Source organism: Pseudoalteromonas sp. UBA6610 (genome assembly GCF_002433295.1).
Taxonomy (GTDB): Bacteria; Pseudomonadota; Gammaproteobacteria; order Enterobacterales; family Alteromonadaceae; genus Pseudoalteromonas; species Pseudoalteromonas atlantica.
The window spans coordinates 1-17,743 of record NZ_DJHW01000023.1 but is presented as its reverse complement, the minus strand read 5'-3'; the positions used below and the strand labels follow the sequence as shown (position 1 = coordinate 17,743).

The 17,743-nt window shown below is 41.4% G+C and carries 14 protein-coding genes; 9 read left to right on the top strand and 5 right to left on the bottom strand.

The features are described 5' to 3' along the window. The 4 genes from nusB to B4F91_RS03415 all read left to right on the top strand — a co-directional run. Window positions 1-385: transcription antitermination factor NusB (nusB, locus tag B4F91_RS03430; RefSeq protein WP_288635374.1), on the top strand; the 385-nt coding region annotated here is incomplete at its 5' end. 94 nt (window positions 386-479) lie between these two features. Further along, complete coding sequence (thiL, locus tag B4F91_RS03425) at window positions 480-1,454, top strand: thiamine-phosphate kinase (RefSeq protein ID WP_024031689.1); 975 nt, start codon at window positions 480-482, stop codon at window positions 1,452-1,454. Continuing rightward, a complete protein-coding gene (locus B4F91_RS03420) occupies window positions 1,451-1,936 on the top strand; it encodes a phosphatidylglycerophosphatase A family protein (protein ID WP_024031690.1) in 486 nt (161 codons plus the stop codon). The genes thiL and B4F91_RS03420 overlap by 4 nt, the downstream gene beginning before the upstream one ends. Window positions 1,937-1,973: 37 nt before the next feature. Further along, window positions 1,974-5,060, top strand: coding sequence for a ligand-binding sensor domain-containing diguanylate cyclase (locus B4F91_RS03415; RefSeq protein WP_029773767.1), 3,087 nt, complete (start codon window positions 1,974-1,976; stop codon window positions 5,058-5,060). A 50-nt stretch (window positions 5,061-5,110) separates the two neighbouring features. On the opposite strand, the gene B4F91_RS03410 is transcribed toward B4F91_RS03415, so the two are convergent. From B4F91_RS03410 to B4F91_RS03395, 4 genes are all read right to left on the bottom strand, one after another. Then, window positions 5,111-7,222 carry a hypothetical protein gene (locus B4F91_RS03410; RefSeq protein ID WP_286937777.1) on the bottom strand — a complete coding sequence of 704 codons (2,112 nt, stop codon included), beginning with the start codon at window positions 7,220-7,222 and terminating at the stop codon, window positions 5,111-5,113. 192 nt (window positions 7,223-7,414) lie between these two features. Continuing rightward, on the bottom strand, window positions 7,415-9,277 hold the full coding sequence (gene dxs / locus B4F91_RS03405) for a 1-deoxy-D-xylulose-5-phosphate synthase (protein WP_096042164.1): 1,863 nt from the start codon (window positions 9,275-9,277) through the stop codon (window positions 7,415-7,417). Window positions 9,278-9,379: 102 nt separating this feature from the next. Further along, window positions 9,380-10,267: a (2E,6E)-farnesyl diphosphate synthase gene (ispA, locus tag B4F91_RS03400; RefSeq protein ID WP_286937773.1), complete on the bottom strand. Its 888-nt coding sequence runs from the start codon at window positions 10,265-10,267 to the stop codon at window positions 9,380-9,382. A gap of 2 nt (window positions 10,268-10,269) precedes the next feature. Continuing rightward, window positions 10,270-10,512 carry an exodeoxyribonuclease VII small subunit gene (locus B4F91_RS03395; protein ID WP_004586873.1) on the bottom strand — a complete coding sequence of 81 codons (243 nt, stop codon included), beginning with the start codon at window positions 10,510-10,512 and terminating at the stop codon, window positions 10,270-10,272. 315 nt (window positions 10,513-10,827) lie between these two features. Here B4F91_RS03395 and pomA point away from each other — a divergent pair, with 315 nt between their 5' ends. From pomA to B4F91_RS03375, 4 genes are all read left to right on the top strand, one after another. Beyond that, window positions 10,828-11,595, top strand: coding sequence for a flagellar motor protein PomA (gene pomA / locus B4F91_RS03390; RefSeq protein WP_004586874.1), 768 nt, complete (start codon window positions 10,828-10,830; stop codon window positions 11,593-11,595). A gap of 2 nt (window positions 11,596-11,597) precedes the next feature. After that, on the top strand, window positions 11,598-12,518 hold the full coding sequence (locus B4F91_RS03385) for a flagellar motor protein MotB (protein WP_273611757.1): 921 nt from the start codon (window positions 11,598-11,600) through the stop codon (window positions 12,516-12,518). A gap of 202 nt (window positions 12,519-12,720) precedes the next feature. Further along, the gene (locus B4F91_RS03380) at window positions 12,721-13,230 is read left to right on the top strand and encodes a hypothetical protein (protein WP_096042163.1); all 510 of its coding nucleotides are present in this window, start codon (window positions 12,721-12,723) and stop codon (window positions 13,228-13,230) included. Window positions 13,231-13,280: 50 nt separating this feature from the next. After that, complete coding sequence (locus tag B4F91_RS03375; protein WP_286937772.1) at window positions 13,281-15,233, top strand: DNA topoisomerase III; 1,953 nt, start codon at window positions 13,281-13,283, stop codon at window positions 15,231-15,233. A 22-nt stretch (window positions 15,234-15,255) separates the two neighbouring features. On the opposite strand, the gene B4F91_RS03370 is transcribed toward B4F91_RS03375, so the two are convergent. Next, entirely contained in the window at window positions 15,256-16,569 is a 1,314-nt protein-coding gene (locus B4F91_RS03370) for a M20 metallopeptidase family protein (RefSeq protein ID WP_286937771.1), read from the bottom strand. 94 nt (window positions 16,570-16,663) lie between these two features. Here B4F91_RS03370 and B4F91_RS03365 point away from each other — a divergent pair, with 94 nt between their 5' ends. Then, window positions 16,664-17,521, top strand: coding sequence for a tetratricopeptide repeat protein (locus tag B4F91_RS03365; RefSeq protein WP_024031324.1), 858 nt, complete (start codon window positions 16,664-16,666; stop codon window positions 17,519-17,521). Window positions 17,522-17,743 lie beyond the last annotated feature (222 nt).

The following is a 17,743-nucleotide window of genomic DNA, read 5'->3' as shown; positions in this document are numbered from 1 at the left end:
ACGTATCTTAGCACTTCAAGCCGTTTATTCTTGGCAATTAAGTGGCAATTTAATTGCCGATATCGAACAACAAATGTTGATCGAAAACGACGTGACTAAAATTGATGTTGAATACTTTAAAGATTTAGCGCGTGGCGTTGCCGTTAATTATAAGCAACTAGATGAAGCTGTATCTCCGCATTTAACACGTCCATTTGATGATTTAGATATGGTAGAGCGTGCAATTTTACGTTTAAGCGCGTATGAGCTTAAATTCCGTGAAGATGTGCCATACAAAGTAGCAATCAATGAAGGCATTGAGCTTGCTAAAATATTTGGCGCTGAAGACAGCCATAAATTTGTAAACGGTGTACTTGATAAAGCTGTTAAGCATTTACGCAAGTAATACTAGCCTTGCTAAAGCGCTCTGCTAAAGAGCTTAGCTTTAACAGTTAGTACACGTTAAAAAGGAGAGCCGGCATAGGTCGGCTTTTTTGTGTATGAAGGAATTTGAATTAATAAACCGCTACTTTAAAGGTCGTGGTATAACTCGTCGTGATGTAAGCCTAGGAATAGGGGACGACTGTGCATTAGTTACCGTTCCGCAAAACTGCCAACTTGCAGTAACAACTGATACGCTTGTATCGGGTGTTCATTTTTTTGATGACATTTCTCCCCGAGCATTAGGACACCGAGCACTGGCCGTAAATCTAAGTGATTTAGCAGCCATGGGGGCTGAGCCTACTTGGGTGTCGGTGGCATTAACCTTACCAAATATTAACCAGCAGTGGATTGAAGAATTTACTGAGGGAATGCACGAAATTGCTGAGTACTTTAATGTACAAATAATTGGTGGCGACACTACGCAGGGCCCTTTAACAGTTACTATATGCGCTAAAGGCACTGTGCCAGAGGGCAAAGCTTTACGCCGTGCAGGTGCTAAAGTGGGCGACTGGGTATGTGTAACCGGCACGCTAGGTGATGCCGGCTTGGCTATTGAATCTCGCAAGCGTGGCCTAAGTATTGAGCCTGAGCACTTAAAGTACATAAATAGCCGCTTTGATTACCCCACTCCACGGGTGGCTGCAGGGCAAGTATTACGTGGCCTTGCTTCATCAGCTATTGATGTGTCTGATGGCCTTATGGCGGATTTAAGCCACATACTTGATATGTCACAAGTCAGCGCCAGTATAAATATTGAAAACATCCCAACCTCAGACGCTATGCGTTCAAGCCTGAACTTTGAGGCGCAATTGCCGTATATTTTAGGCTATGGCGATGACTACGAATTACTTTTTACTGTCTCTGAAGATAATAAAAGCATGTTGGAGCTTAAATTACGTCAATACGGCGTAGAAGCAACGTGCATAGGGCAAATAAAAAGTGGCGAAGGGCACATTGAGCTTTTACACCACGGTGAAAAATTTAATTTTGAGCAACAGGGCTTTGAGCACTTTGCCAAGGAGCAGGTTTGACTAGCAAAAAACAGTTTAATTTAAAGCGCCCGCACCAGTTATTTGGCCTAGGGTTTGGCACTGGCCTTGCGCCTGTTGCGCCAGGCACCTTTGGTACATTTGCTGCTTTACCATTTATTTTTATGACCATGTATTTTCCGCTTTGGCTACAAATCGTGTTTGCCGTGGTTATTAGTATTTTTGGTATTTGGGCGTGTGGCAAAACCGCCGATGATTTAGGTGTGCACGACCACCCAGCTATAGTGTGGGATGAAGTTGCGGGTTATTACATTACGATGATTGGTGCAGCGCTTAGTTGGCAAACCTTACTTGTAGGCTTTTTATTATTTAGATTTTTTGATATTGCCAAACCTGGCCCGATCAAAACGCTCGATAAGCGAATGGACGGCGGCGTGGGTATAATGGCTGATGATGTACTTGCCGGTATTTTTTCGCTTATTTGTTTGCAAGCGTTAATAAAAGCAGGTTTACTACCCTTTTAATTTTTGTGTTTTATTTGTTTAACTAGGTGGCAGCGAAATGATGCGATTTTTACTGGTATGTGTACTTATGTTGTGTGCCATGCCAAGTTGGGCTTCTATTACTGATTACGTTGTTAAGCAATGGAATATCAAAGATGGCTTGCCCTCGCAATCGCTAAAAAGTGTTGTGCAAGATCAGCAAGGCTATATGTGGGTCGGAACGCAATTTGGTCTTAGTCGTTTTGACGGCACAACTTTTACTAATTACAACACACAAAATAGTCCTTTTTTGCCAAGCAATGGTATTAATAAACTGCTCATAGATAGTAATGGCTATCTGTGGGTGGGCACTAAAAGTGGCTTGGTGGTCATAAACCCGCAAACGCTTGCCGCACAAGAATTTAATATTAAAGGCCCAGTTAGAGACATATTAGAAGATGCCAAGGGCAGCATTTGGATTGCAGCTAATGGGCTTTATTATGTAGACCGCAACCAAGTTGATTTACGTGATAAAGCGAACGAACTCGTTCCTATTGTAAATGCCACCGTGATCACCCAAATAGTGGGGTCGGTTAGTCAAATGGCGCTTTCTCCAGAGGGGATTTGGCTTGTCAACGACCGTCATTTACTACGCTTAACTAAAAGCGCCTCTGATTTTTCAAAGCTCAGGTTGGAGTTAACAGCTAAGGTGTCATTGCCTGAGCGGTTAGCACAAACCATTGTTCATGATCTGTCTTTTTTAAATGGTAATTTATATTTAGCCTCTGAACTGGGTGCTTACTTTTTAGATTTAGACGATGAACTAAGACCTTTCCCACTGCCGAATGCGAATAACTCAGCTGTGTATAAATTTATGAGCGACACCAATGGTGGCTTATGGGTTTCTACTTATGGACGACTGCTTTTTAGAGCTAAGTCGGGTGAATGGCAATGGGTTGAGCCAAGTCAGCTAGATCAAAGTATTTGGTTTGCCGATATTTACCGCGATAGCCAAAATAATATTTGGCTTGCAAGTTTTAGCGAAGGCTTATGGCTTGCACACGAAGGGCGTATTGAGCGCCACTCTGCTTTATCGCAAATGACAGAGGCCGTTATGGCAATTAGCCAAGCGCCCGATGGTAATTTATGGGTGGCAAATAAAAGTGGTATTGGTTATTTCGATTTAAATAAAAACTTTGTCAATAAAATACCCAGTGCGCAATTTGGCCGCGCAACAGTACACGACTTACAGTTTGATGGCTCGCGTTTATATATAGCGACCGGACGAGGGCTGTTTTTTTACGAGCAAGATAAACTATACAGTTTTCCTGGCAGAGCGCTACGCGACAATCCGGTATTCGCTATTAGCCCATCAAGCAAAGGTGGTTTTTGGATAGGTACAGGGCGTGGCTTGTATAGGCTAAGTTATGGCGGGTTAACACCCTTTGCATACAATGCCTTTTTAGGCAGTAAATTTATAACGTATGTGCTCGATAAAGCAAACTTTGGTGTAATAGGGACCAGTAAAGGGGCGTATTACTTTACTGACCGTGGCATTGAAAAAATAGGTGACCAAACTTCGCTCGAAAGTGCATACATCACCAGCGTATTACACATAGATGGTGTAGGTATTTTAATTGGCTCGCTTAATGACGGCTTATTTTACAGAAGCTTACAAGGGCATTGGCGACAGTTAGATGCAGCCAACGGCTTACCCTATGGCTCTATTTTTAGCCTAGAGTATGACGAAACTTATAAGCGTGTATGGGTAAGTACCATGAAAGGTGTTTACCGTATGCCAGTAGCGCAATTTAAATCAGAGGTGTCGAGCTTAAAAGTGGAAGAGGTTATTTCTTCTTTTGATAGGCAGCTCGATGGTAAAGCAAGCCAGTGTTGTAACGGTTTAGGACACGATGCCGTTGCCATGACCGATTATTCAATTTGGTACCCAAGCTTACAAGGCATTGTAGAAATACCTAAAAATACCGAGCTATTTGGCCTAAATGTATTAAAGCCTAAAGTAGAAACACTAACCACACCTCTGCGTGCATTAACTACCGCAGCATTGGGCGAAAAGCCTTTACTAGATACTGATGAGCGCGACATAACGTTAAAGTACACCGCCATCGATTATTATGCGCCAAATAGTATTGAGTTTAGATATAAGTTAAGTGGGTTAGATAGTGATTGGCGCTATGCTAATGCACGCCGAGAAGCCATTTATACAAATTTACCGGCGGGGTCATTTTTATTTGAGCTTGAGGCAAAACGCCAAGGCGAAGATTGGGACAGAGCGCAAACTGTCGAGTATGCATTTGTAGTACCGCAGCGCTTTGACGAAACTATTTACTTTAGATTGCTAATTGTTAGTGGGTTTATTTTACTGTTTTACTTTATTTTTTGGGTATTTAGAGCGCAAGAGCGCCGTAAGCAAGAAGTACTCGAAGCGCTGGTTACAGAGCGTACATTAGAGCTGCGCCAAGCTAACGATAAATTAGGCCAAGTAAACTCACAGCTTAAACTAGTTAGTCACTCAGATGAGCTTACAGGGCTACGTAGCCGTCGCTTTTTGTTTGATCAGCTCCCTAAAGATATTGAACATTTCCAACGTAATGCACAGTCTTTACAAGCGCAAGGTAAGTCACTTGTACTGCTTATTATCAACTTTGATAACTTTAGCCGTATAAACGATGCGTATGGCCCAATAGCAGGAGATAGCTGCTTACAACAAATGGCAGCGTTACTTAATTCGCGTACCCAAGGCTCTGACTATGTAGCACGCTGGAGTGGGGATGAGTTTTTATTATTGCTGCGCGATTTTAAGTGCAACATGATTGACAGCTATGCCTCTGATTTATGCCAAGCAATCGCATTAAATTCGTTTCAATTACCAAACGGTAAAACAACCAATATTACGGCTTCATTGGGGTGGTCTTTTTACCCACTGCCGCTTTTAGGTGGGCAAGTAATAAGCTGGGAAACGTCGATAAACTTAGCCGATATAGCGCTTCATCAGGTTAAAAAACGTGGTGGTGACGGTGTGGCAAATATTACGTTTGATAAACAGTTGGATGCGTTTGAGTTTGAGCAAAATTCGAATGTAGATCAGCAGCTGGGTATTTTACAAAGTAATGGCTTAGCAGATATTAAAGTGTGGATGCGATAATGCCCAACCTACAAAAGTAGGTTAGGCATGGTGAGGGTAACGCTATTTAATTACTGGTTTAGCCACGCTGGTAAAATAGCCACTGACTCAGGTGCACTAAATGCCATGCTTGCATCGGCACTTATATCTCCCCCTGCGGTACTTAAAATATTATTAAAGCGCATAACTACGTTGTTAGACTTTTCGGCAACGTATAAATCGGTTCCGCTATACATAATATCAACAGGGTTTCCTAATAATGTATTGGGCCCGCTAATCGTCGCGCTTATATTAACTAGTCCCGAGGCATTTGCGGTATTATTTAATACATAAATTTTGCCATCGTCAGCAACGGCTGCGCTGCCTACATCAGAAAGTATTAACGCACCACTTAATGAGTCGTAATCTATTCCATGAATATTGGTAGGCCCTGCCAGTGCTTGTGAATTATTGGCAGGTGTAATTAATCTATCTTCTGTACTTATTGTGGTCTCTCCACTTAGTAGCTTATTTTTAACTTGATCAAATACCGCTACAGTGCCATTAGTTAGCGCAACAAAAGCGCGGTCAGTGTTACTGTCGTAATCAACATCCCACGGGCGTGCATTATTGGCAAAAGTTAAGGTCATAAGAGGTGATACATCGCCGGTGGCACAGCTTGAAAATATAGCAATGCTCGGCGTGGTTTCATTATTTTCAGCCACAAAAATCATTCCACTATCGGAGGCAATATCTAATCCTTTAGGTGAAATAAGGCCTGTATTGCTTCCTGAAATCAGTCTATCTTGGCTGGCGTTAAATGTTTCGCCATCACGGTTATAAGCCACTTTAGTAGAGATGACGATTCCGCCCATCCCTGTACTGGCATTATCGAATGTTGCGTAGCTATTACCTGCTTTATCAAAGCTAACGCTTTCTATCGTTTGGCTTGCATTATAGCTTGCAAGTTCGCTACTTAATGCTGTATTTAAACGGCTAATTTGGCCTGTTGTATCACCCGCAGTGCTTGGATTACTGGATACGGCTACGCCTAATAGCGCCATATTAGGCTCAGTACTATCTGATATATCAGCCATTGAGCTTTGAGTTAGCGTGTTAGTAATTGACTCTGGCTTAGTAGACGCAGTACTTAAATCGGGCGCTATATCGCCACTTTCACCGGCAAATATATTACTAAACACTAAAATTGCATCGTTTGATTTTTCGGCCACACGTAAATCACTACCCTCAAGGGTAATATCTACAGGGTTGCCTAGCATAGTCGCAGGGCCTGAAATACTGCGTGCAACAGATGTATTACCTTGCGCACCTGAGGCATTATTAATAACAAAAAGCGCGCCATCGGTAGTATCTGATGCGCTACCAACATCCGATAAAATAAGTTTATTGGTGGTTTCATCATAAACAATGCCGTGAATATTTACCGATATTTGCACACCATCGGCATCGCTTGGTGTAATAGTACGACTTGGCATAGCGGTAAATTCACCGCTTACAAAATTATCATAAACCGCGACATCACCGTTGGTAAGTGCTACATAAAGTCGGTCGTTTACGTGGTCATAATCAACATCCCACGGGGCGGCTTCGGTAACAGTGGTAGCAAGCGGCGCGGCATCTCCCGCTGCAGCACTGCCAAATGTGGTAATTTGCATGGCACCAAAATCAGCTATAAATATCAGCCCGCTATTTTTTGCAATCGCTATGCCCTTAGGATTAACCAGTGTAGTGGCAGGGCCTGTAATTTCACGGTCTTGATTAGTACTAAAGCTTGCACCATCATCGCGATTGGCAAGTTGGCATATAGTTTTAATGCTACCATTTTCGCTGTCGCTTGCTTGTATTAAATTACCGAGGCTATCAAAGGCTACGCCTTCATTTGCAGTGGTATTAAAGGTTTTTAATTTGGCAGCGTCCTGGTTTATTAAATCAACAGTGCCTGCGTTTTGCTCGCCGTTATTAGCTAAAATAAACGTGGCTGCACTAAAGCCGGGGTTACCGTTTGTGCCATCGCTTCCATCTTGACCATCTGCTCCCGGCGTACCGGCTAAACCGTTTTCTCCATCATCACCGCTACACCCTGAAATACCAAGTACTATCCCAAGCGCTAATGCTGAAAAACAAAGGGGGCGTTTAAGTGAACTGTTTTGTGTATGAAAGTGAGTTAAATTAGCTTTTTTCATCATTTTTACCTTTTAATATTCCATCAAATGAAAGTAAATAACGTGCCTGTTTATACTCCTCAGTACGTACTATTTACTGTGTTAACCTCATAGGGATAACGCGTAGAAATACACATTGGATGCAAAAATTTAAAAATAAAAAACAAAAAAGGAGCCATCAGGCTCCCTTTAAAAACTAGCTAGCAAAAATAATTAAGCGATAAACGATTTTATTGAATTTAAAATGCCTTGTTCGCCTAAGCCCATTTCATCGTGCATTTGCGCTTGTGTGCCGTGCTTAATAAATTCATCAGGAATACCTAAGTTAAGCACCTTTAGGTTGGCTTTTTGCGCTGCTAAATATTCATTAACCGCTGAGCCTGCGCCACCACAAATAGCGTTGTCTTCAAGCGTTACTATTACATCATGAGTTTGGCTAAGCTCATCTAATAAACTTGTATCAAGTGGCTTAATAAAGCGCATATTAACTAGCGTTGCACCTAGCTCACTTGCAGCAAGTTGCGCGTTTTCAAGCAAAGTACCAAAGGATAAAATAGCAATTTTAGCACCTTGCTTAATGGTATTGGCTTTGCCTATTTCTAGTAGCGTCATTTCGCTTTGAATATCGGCAGTACCGGCACTACCACGAGGGTAGCGAACTGCTACAGGGCAATTAGCTTTATAACCGGTATAAAGCATATGGCGGCACTCGTTAGTATCACTTGGGGCCATAATCACCATGTTGGGAATACAGCGCATAAAGCTTAAGTCGTACGCACCTTGGTGTGTTTCGCCGTCGGCGCCTACAATACCAGCGCGGTCTATAGCAAAAAGCACTGGTAAGTTTTGCAGTGCAACATCATGGATAAGTTGATCATACGCACGTTGTAAAAAGCTCGAGTAAATAGCTACAACGGGTTTTAACCCTTCACAGGCAAAACCGGCCGCCAATGTAACAGCGTGCTGCTCTGCTATGGCTACATCGAAATACTGCTCTGGGTGCTCTTTTGAAAAACGCACCATACCTGAGCCTTCACGCATTGCCGGCGTAATAGCCATTAATTTTTTATCTTGCTCGGCCATATCACACAACCAATCACCAAACACCTTAGAGAAAGTGGCGGCGCCAGGTTTAGATTTAGGTAAGCTTGATGTATTAGGGTCAAACTTTGGCACACCGTGATAGCCAATAGGATCAGCTTCTGCGGGTTTATAGCCTTTTCCTTTTTGGGTTTTTATATGTAAAAGCTGAGGCCCTTTTAAATTACGCATATTACGCAGTGTATCTACGAGCATATTTACATCGTGGCCATCAATTGGGCCAATGTAATTAAGACCTAGTTCTTCAAAGAAGGTACCTGGAATAACCATTCCTTTTAGGTGCTCTTCTACTTTACTGGCAAGCTCTTTAACAGGAGGTACGCCAGAGAGTAACTTTTTACTGCCTTCGCGAATATTTGTGTAAAAGCTGCCAGATAAAATACGCGCAAAGTGATTAGTTAACGCACCGACGTTTTCAGAAATCGACATTTCGTTATCATTTAAAATGATTAACATGTCAGATTTTACATCGCCTAAGTGGTTCATGGCTTCAAATGCCATACCTGCTGTAATGGCGCCATCGCCTATAACGGCAACAGTTTTGCGGCCTTTACCTTCTTTTTGAGCCGCAATAGACATACCAAGTGCTGCCGAAATAGAGGTACTTGAATGGCCTACGCTAAAGGTATCGTATTGGCTTTCTTCACGAAAAGGGAATGGATGTAATCCGTCTTTTTGGCGAATTGTATGCATTAAATCGCGTCGTCCCGTTAAAATTTTATGCGGGTACGCTTGATGGCCTACATCCCATACAAGGCGATCTTCTGGTGTGTTATACACATAATGTAGAGCAACGGTAAGTTCAACAGTTCCTAAACCAGACGCTAAATGGCCGCTACTTTGCGAAACAGAGTTGAGTAAATAGTCTCGTAACTCGTTGCTAAACGCAGGGAGTTTATCTTGCGCTATATCGCGTAAGTGGGCTGGTTCGTCAACCAAGTTAAGTAATGGATACTTGCTACTATCAAGTGTCATGGTATTTATTTTATCCTTCGCTAACACCGGTGCTAACTTATTAGTTGTTACCGCTGTTGAGTAATAATGTCAGTGCTAAATGGCAATACGTATATGTAACACTCAATGGTCACGTTTAATCAGGTAGTTTGCCAGCGCCGCTAGAACAGAGGTATCAGCATCTATTTTGTTCAATGCTTGATGCGCTTGCTCTATTAAATTTTGCGCCATTTGCTTGGCACCTTGCATACCTAATAGGGCCGGATAAGTTGCTTTATTAGCAGCTAAATCAGAGCCTTGTGGCTTACCTAAAGTAAATGTGTCACCTTCAACATCTAAAATGTCGTCGTGCACTTGAAATGCCAGCCCTATAGCATACCCAAAAACACGTAAGTTTTCTAAGGTTTGTTTGTCTGCTTTTTCGCTACATAATGCACCCAATGTAATGGCACAGTTGATTAAGGCACCCGTTTTTAATTTATGAATTCGTTCAAGCTGTTGTACTGTAATCACTTTATCTGTGGCGGCAATATCTAGCCCTTGCCCGCCGACCATGCCTTCAAGCCCCGATGCTTTAGCCAGTGCGCTGATCATTTTTACTTGTGTTGATGCGCTGCAGGTAAAATTGTGAGTCGAGATAAGCTCAAAGGCCAATGTTTGTAGTGCATCGCCCGCTAAAATTGCATGCGCATCGTCAAACTCTATATGGCAAGTTGGGCGTCCACGGCGAAGGTCGTCATCATCCATGGCTGGTAAATCATCGTGCACCAATGAGTAGCTATGAATACACTCAATAGCAGCCGCAAGAATATCTAAATCTTGCTTATTAGCTCCGAGCATTTCACCACTTGCGTAGACTAAAAAGGGGCGTAAACGCTTGCCACCGTTAAATAAGCCGTACTGCGTAGCTTCTTTTACTGTGTGTGCGGTATCAAGGGGTTGATCAAAGTACTGTTGCAGGGTCTTTACGACATCTTGTTGAGCACATTCTATTTTTTCTTGTATGCTCACGGTTATTCCATATCGTTGTTAAATGAAGTAAGCGCTGCTTTTTCGTCATTACCCATCAAAATAGACACTTTTTGTTCTGCTTGTTGTAACTTACCCGTTGAGGCGTTAGCTAAGGCTATACCACGCTCAAATTGCTTTAACGACTGCTCAAGCGATAAATCACCTTGTTCCATTTCACCGACAATGGTTGATAGTTCTTCGAGTGCTTGTTCAAAACTTAGGTTTTCAGGTTTTTTAGTCGCCATGTTTAATTTCAGCCAGCATGATAAATTTAGGAGCCAATTTTAGGGGGAATGCTAAACTAGGTCAAAGGATGATCGTTGTTTTTTGAGTTATATCAGTTTAAATCGCATTTTTACCATGTATAAGATGCGTATTAGTGCTCACTGTGTACAATAAAATTAATCAGTCGCTAGGCGAGTAGGGTATCTTGATCTAAAATTAGGCCAAACACAGTGTTTTACACTTTTTTCAAAAATGGCTTAAGTATTTCAGTATCTTGCCGATAAGCAGTTAATAATAAAAGTTTGAATAACAAAGTATAATACTTTGGAGGAAATGTGGATTTAGCAACCATAATTGGGATCCTTGGCGCAATTGGTTTAATTGTCATGTCCATGTTTATGAGTAGTAGCGGTGAAATGGGGATGTTTGCCGATGCGCCTTCTAGTGTAATTGTATTTGGTGGCTCACTATTTATTGTGTTATCAAACTTTACCTTGTCGCAGTTTTTGGGCATAGGTAAGGTTGTTGGTAAAGCATTTATGTTTAAAATCGAATCGCCAGAAGAGCTGATTGAAAAAGCAGTTGAACTTGCTGATTCAGCCCGTAAAGGGGGGTTTTTAGCCCTCGAAGAAGCCGAAATACCAAACCCTTTTATGCGCAAAGGTGTAGATATGCTCGTTGATGGCCACGATGCTGATGTAGTTCGTGCCACGCTTCAAAAAGACATTTCTTTAACCACAACTCGTCACGAACTGGGCGCTGGTTTATTTAAGTCACTTGCCGATATAGCCCCAGCAATGGGTATGATAGGAACGTTAATAGGCTTAGTTGCTATGTTATCTAACATGGATGACCCTAAAGCCATTGGCCCCGCGATGGCGGTGGCATTATTAACTACTTTATATGGTGCATTTTTAGCAAATGTAGTGGCTATTCCTATTCAGGTAAAACTGGAGCTTCGTAAAGACGAAGAAGCCATGAATCAGCGTCTAATACTGGATGCTATTTTAGGTATTCAAGATGGCCAAAACCCGAAAGTAATTGAAGGTATATTGAAAAACTACCTTGCTGAGTCTAAGCGCAAAGTAGATACCGAGGAGTAACCATGTCTGATCAAGAGTGCAAATGCCCACCACCAGGTCTGCCTGCTTGGATGGGAACATTTGCCGACTTAATGTCGCTTTTAATGTGCTTTTTTGTACTTTTGCTCGCGTTTTCAGAAATGGATGTACTTAAATTTAAGCAAATAGCAGGCTCGATGAAGTTTGCATTTGGTGTGCAAAACAAAATAGAAGTAAAAGATATCCCTAAAGGGACCTCGGTTATTGCTATGGAATTTACCCCTGGTAAGCCTGAACCTACCCCGATAGAAACCATTCAGCAACAAACCGTTGAAATGACCCAGCAAATGTTAGAATTTCAAGCGGGTGATGAAAGCTCTGCTGGTGGTAGACAAGAGCAACGTGGCGATAAACGTGGTGGCGAGTCACGTAGTACATCGCAGCAGCAATCTTCAGAGCAAGCAACTTCAGCCGCCGATCAAGAACAAACTAACGAGTTAGTGAAAAAAATAGCGCAACAGCTCGAAAAACAAATTATCGATGGTGCAATCGAGCTTGAATCTTTAGGGCAGCAAATCATTATTCGTATCCGTGAAAATGGCTCATTTCCCTCTGGCAGTGCTTTTTTACAACCTAAGTTTAAGCCCATAATTCAAGATATTGGTGAGTTATTAAAAGATGTACCTGGAGAAATTACGGTATCGGGTCACACCGATGATTTTCAGGTTTCTAACGAGTTATATATTAATAACTGGGACTTATCGTCAAAGCGTGCTGTAGCAGTCGCAAGCGAATTACAAACGGTACAAGGGTTTGATAAAAACCGCATGATGGTAGTAGGGCGGGCTGATACTCGTCCACTTGTTCCGAATAATTCAAACGAAGATAGGCGTAGAAATCGCCGAGTAGAAATATCAATCTTACAAGGTAAAGCTAAAGAGTCAGACCCTATTGATGTACGCTAGGCTAGTAGCGGGCGCTAATTTCTCTAATTAAGTTTCTTTTTAAGGTACTTAATCGCCTAAGTATCTTGGCAAGTTCATTATTTTAGCTTAAAGTACATTTCTTTAACATATGTAATGGTGTTTCTGTGAAAATAATCGATAAATATTGCTATATGCCGGGAAATGGTTCTGGTGGTGACGATGATAAGACTAATGATTAACTATGTTTAGATGGTTCAATGAGTTATATGCATTTATTGAGCTCAGCTGGGTTTTGTTTTTACTTCCAGCTATAGTTATTTTTTTTCTACGAAAAGATTATTTAGCACTCAGGTTTGTTTGTATCACGAGTGCTTTTTTCTTATTTGGTGCTTTTATATATGAGCCTTTAAAAACGTTTGATAAAGATATTAACATTTACAGGTACGTCATTTGGGCTTTTAATGATATTGCTTGGATGGCATTAATTGCTTATCTAGGCTTAAAAGATAAAGTTTATTTATGGCAATGTGTATTAGGGCAACTTGTGGTTGTAATGGCCCCAACTTTACAGTTGTTCAGAGTTGTAGATCGCCATTTATGGGATTTATCTTATAGTACTTTAATGTATAAAACTCTTTTACCTCTGATTAATATTTCTACTGTAGTAGTATGTTACCTCCCTCTTATTTATATTTTAGTTAAAAACAAAGAAGACCAGATTAGTAGTAAATATAAAACTCCCTCCCCCTAAAATAGCTGTGCTAAACTACTGTTCATATAAACAGTTAGTGAGCAACTCCCATGAAACTCTATATCGCAGAAAAGCCATCACTTGGCAGAGCTATTGCTGATGCATTGCCAAAACCACATAAAAAACACGATGGTTATATAGAAGTGGCTAATGGTGACTGTGTCTCGTGGTGTATAGGGCACTTACTAGAGCAAGCTGAACCTGATGATTATGATGCGCGTTTTAAAAAGTGGCAATTTGAACACCTCCCCATAGTGCCACAGCAATGGCAGCTCAAGGCAAAAACGAAAACGCGTAAACAATTAACTATTTTAAAAAAGCTAATTAAGCAGGCATCAGTACTCGTGCATGCGGGCGATCCCGACCGCGAAGGCCAATTGTTGGTTGATGAAGTCATAGAGCAAGCCAAAATAAGTAAAACCAAAAAGCAAAGCATTCAACGTTTACTTATAAGTGATTTAAATTTAGCGGCGGTAAAAAAAGCGCTTACTACTATGCGTTCAAATCGTGAATTTATTCCGCTTAGTGTGTCGGCGCTTGCGCGTTCACGTGCAGATTGGCTATTTGGTATGAACCTTACGCGTGCTTATACGCTGGCGGGTCAAAAAGCAGGCTTTGGCAATGTGTTGTCGGTGGGTCGCGTACAAACCCCAATTTTAGGTTTAGTGGTTAATCGGGATAACGAAATAGCTAACTTTGTGTCAAAACCATTTTATGAAGTGTTGGCGCATTTAATAACCCCTGAGCAGCAAAGCTTTGTGGCCAAGTGGGTACCAAGCAAAGCCTGCGAGCCGTACCAAGATGAAGAGGGCCGCGTTTTAAATAATGCATTAGCCGAAAACGTCGCTTCGCGAATAGCCAATCAACCAGCTGAAGTCACTGCGCTCGAACAAAAACAAAAAAAACAAAGCGCGCCGCTGCCTTATAATTTATCGGCACTGCAAATAGATGCTGCAAAGGCATATGGTATGGCAGCCCAGCAAGTACTCGATATTTGCCAAACGCTTTATGAGCGTCATAAGTTAATTACTTACCCTCGTTCTGATAATCGTTATTTGCCTAAAGAGCATCATTTAGATGCGCCTGCAATTTTAAAAGCAATTGCAGCTAATGGCGGTCAAAACACTGAGTTTGTGAATGGGGCAGACGCTAAAAAACGCAGCAAATGTTTTAACGATGCAAAAGTGGCTGCACACCATGCAATTGTACCTACCGCTAAACAACTAAAAACAGCGACTTTGGCGGCTGATGAAGCAAAAGTATATCAACTTATTAGCAGGCATTACCTAATTCAGTTTTACCCCGATTACATTTATAACGAAACTAAAGTAGAGGTAACAATTGCGGGAGGTTTATTTAAAGCCAATGCAAAGCAAGATGTAAGCTTAGGGTTTAAGGTATTAATGGGCAAAGCCGAGCTAAAAGATGAAGCAACCTTGCCTCATTTAACAAAAGGCATGGCGCTTAACTGCACTAAAGGTGAAGTGGTAGAAAAACACACTACGCCACCGTCTCATTTTACTGATGCAACATTGCTAAGTGCCATGACCGGCATTAGTCGTTATGTAAAAGATTCACAAATTAAAAAAATACTTAAAGAGACCGATGGGCTAGGAACAGAGGCAACCCGCGCAGGCATTATTGAATTATTATTTAGGCGTCGTTTTTTAAAGCGCGAAGGTAAATCAATTAAAGCAACACAAACAGGCTTGGCACTTATTAGTGTTTTACCAGAGGGCTTAGCTAGCCCCGATTTGACCGCTAAATGGGAGGCGAGTTTAGGCAACATTGCTCAACAAGCAATGAGCTACCAACAATTTCTACAACCACTGCTGGTGGAGCTTGAAGGTTTTGTACAGCAAGCAGCTAGTTGTGATAGCCATGTATTTTCAAAGCTGCCTAAAACACCGCCTAAAACACCGCCTAAAAAGCGCTTTGCTAAGGGTGGTAAAAAAGCAGCATTTAAAAAATCAAATTATAAAAAGAGCTCAGCAACCACTTAAACGCTGAGCTCTCAAATACGGCTTATTTTTTATTAAATAACGCGACTGCAGCGTTACTCATGGCTTTTATACCAGTCGGTAATGCTACTTTATAATCTGGTGCAAATTTACTTGAGTGTAATGAAGGAAGTGTTTGGTTACTTTTCATCGCATTTGTATATTGCTGCTGGTTTACTCCACCTAACCAAAATAACGTAATAGGAATGTTTTCATCAGTTCTACCGTACAGCCCAAAATCTTCACCAGCCATAACCGCTTTTGTCTCAAGTACATTAGTTTCGCCAATTGCATCAGCAATAGCACTCCTAACAAGATTAGTTTGCTGAGGGTTATTGTAAGTAGATGGAATAGATTCATCTTCATGAACGTGAACAACAGGGTAGTGTGACTCAGTAAGGCCAGCACTTTGAGCAATACCCGCTGTAATACGTTTTATTGCTGCTATTTGCGCCGTCCGTACCTCTGGGTTGTAGCTTCTAAGCGTAAGCTGTAGTTTTACTTCATCGGAAATCACATTATGCTTTGAGCCACCATGAATAGATCCCACAGTCACAACGGAAGGCTCAAGTGGAGAAAGCTCGCGGCTTGTGATTGTTTGTAATGCTAATACAGTACGCGCCGCAATAACTACAGGGTCTACGGTAGTGTGTGGGTAGGCGCCGTGTCCGCCTTTTCCTTTTATAGTTATATCTACCGAATCAACACTTGCCATGGTGTATTCATTTTTCATTGATACCTTACCCGCAGGCACGCTGGCACTAACATGCAGCGCAATAACATGATCAGGCTTAGCATATTTACTAAATAAGCCTTCACTTAACATGGCTTTTGCTCCACCGCCAACTTCTTCTGCAGGTTGCGCAACCATCATTAACGTTCCTTGCCACTTATTTTTATGGGCAATAAGTTGCTCAGCAGTACCAATAAACGAGCTCATATGTATATCGTGGCCACAGCCATGCATTACACCTACTTTATTCCCATGCTCGTTGGTCACTTGTACTTTAGATGCATAAGCTTTACCGGTTTGCTCTGTGATTGGTAGGCCATCAGTATCAGTACGAATCATTATTGTAGGGCCGGTGCCATTTTTATAAATCCCTACCACACCGTAGCCGCCCATATTATCTGTTACGTCAAACCCAAGGTTTGTTAATTGCGATGCTATTTTTTTGCCAGTTTCTTGTTCGTGATATGAAAGCTCTGGAGATTGATGTAAGTCGAGGTAAAACTTTTCAATAGCTGGCATACTCTTAGTTAAATCTAAGTTTAGTGACTTAGCGTAAGTAAGTGGGCTTGCTATCATAAATGCTGCAGCTAGATAGGTGATTTTCATGTTTTCCCTCATTATTTGAAAGTATTTAATACTTGTATTTATTATGTTCGTCTCCATATAAAAACCTAAATAAATGAATATGGCAATTAATTCAATGAGCAACATAGTTAGTATCAACGCACAAAACCTTCAGCAAGTACTCGGTGAAACATCACAACAAAAGTTGGTGCTGCTTAACTTCCACTCGCCACAAAGTCCTGAGTGTATTAGCCAAATCGGTATATTAGAAAACTTAGCTACGCAATATAAAGACCATATTGTAGTGGCTAATCTTGATTGTGACGCAGAACAAGCACTCGCCTCGCAATTAGCGCAGCAGGTTGGCTTGCAAACATTACCTACACTTGTGTTGTTAAAAGATTCAGCTCCAGTAGATTTATTAGCGGGTGCACAAACAGACGCGCAAATTCGCGAAGCCCTGAGTAAGCATTTACCAGCGCAACAGGACCTACTTCTTGAACAAGCAAAACAAGCATTATTAAAGTCGGACCTAAATGCTGCATTTAATTACGCAAAGCAAGCGTATGAAATAGACAGTGCAAACGCACGTATAAAGCTTGTATTAGCCGATATATGTATTCAAATACACAAGTTAGATGATGCGCAAGCACTCATTGATACCATTGACGCCCAAGAGCAAGATGCTTATTTTCATAATATAAAAGCTAAATGCGAAGCGGCTCTAGAAGCTACCGACTCGCCAGAGATAAAAGAAAAGCAATCTCAAGTAGAAAAGTACCCAAATGACTTAGACCTGAAAATAGAGCTAAGCCAATTGCTAAATGATGCAGGACGAAAAGAAGAAGCACTCGAAACACTGTTCAGCGTACTTAAAAAGGATCTTAATTTTAATGACGCTAAAGCAAGCTTTTTAGCAATTATCGCTTCTCTACCAGATGGAGATGCACTTGCAGCAAAATACAGAAGAAAGCTTTATAGTATTTTGTATTAATACGCGCAGTTAATAAATTAACTTAAAAGCACCTTATAGGTGCTTTTTGCGTTTTATACATCGTTATATTTAAAGCAAACTGGCCTTTGTGTATAGATTTAGTTTGTTTTTTGTACTGCTCTTGGCTCTTTAGAGTGAAAAATGCACGAAAGAGCTTTTATTTATAGTTTTTATTAAAAAACGCTTGCGTAAAAATCCGTTCTCCCTATAATGCGACCCCAC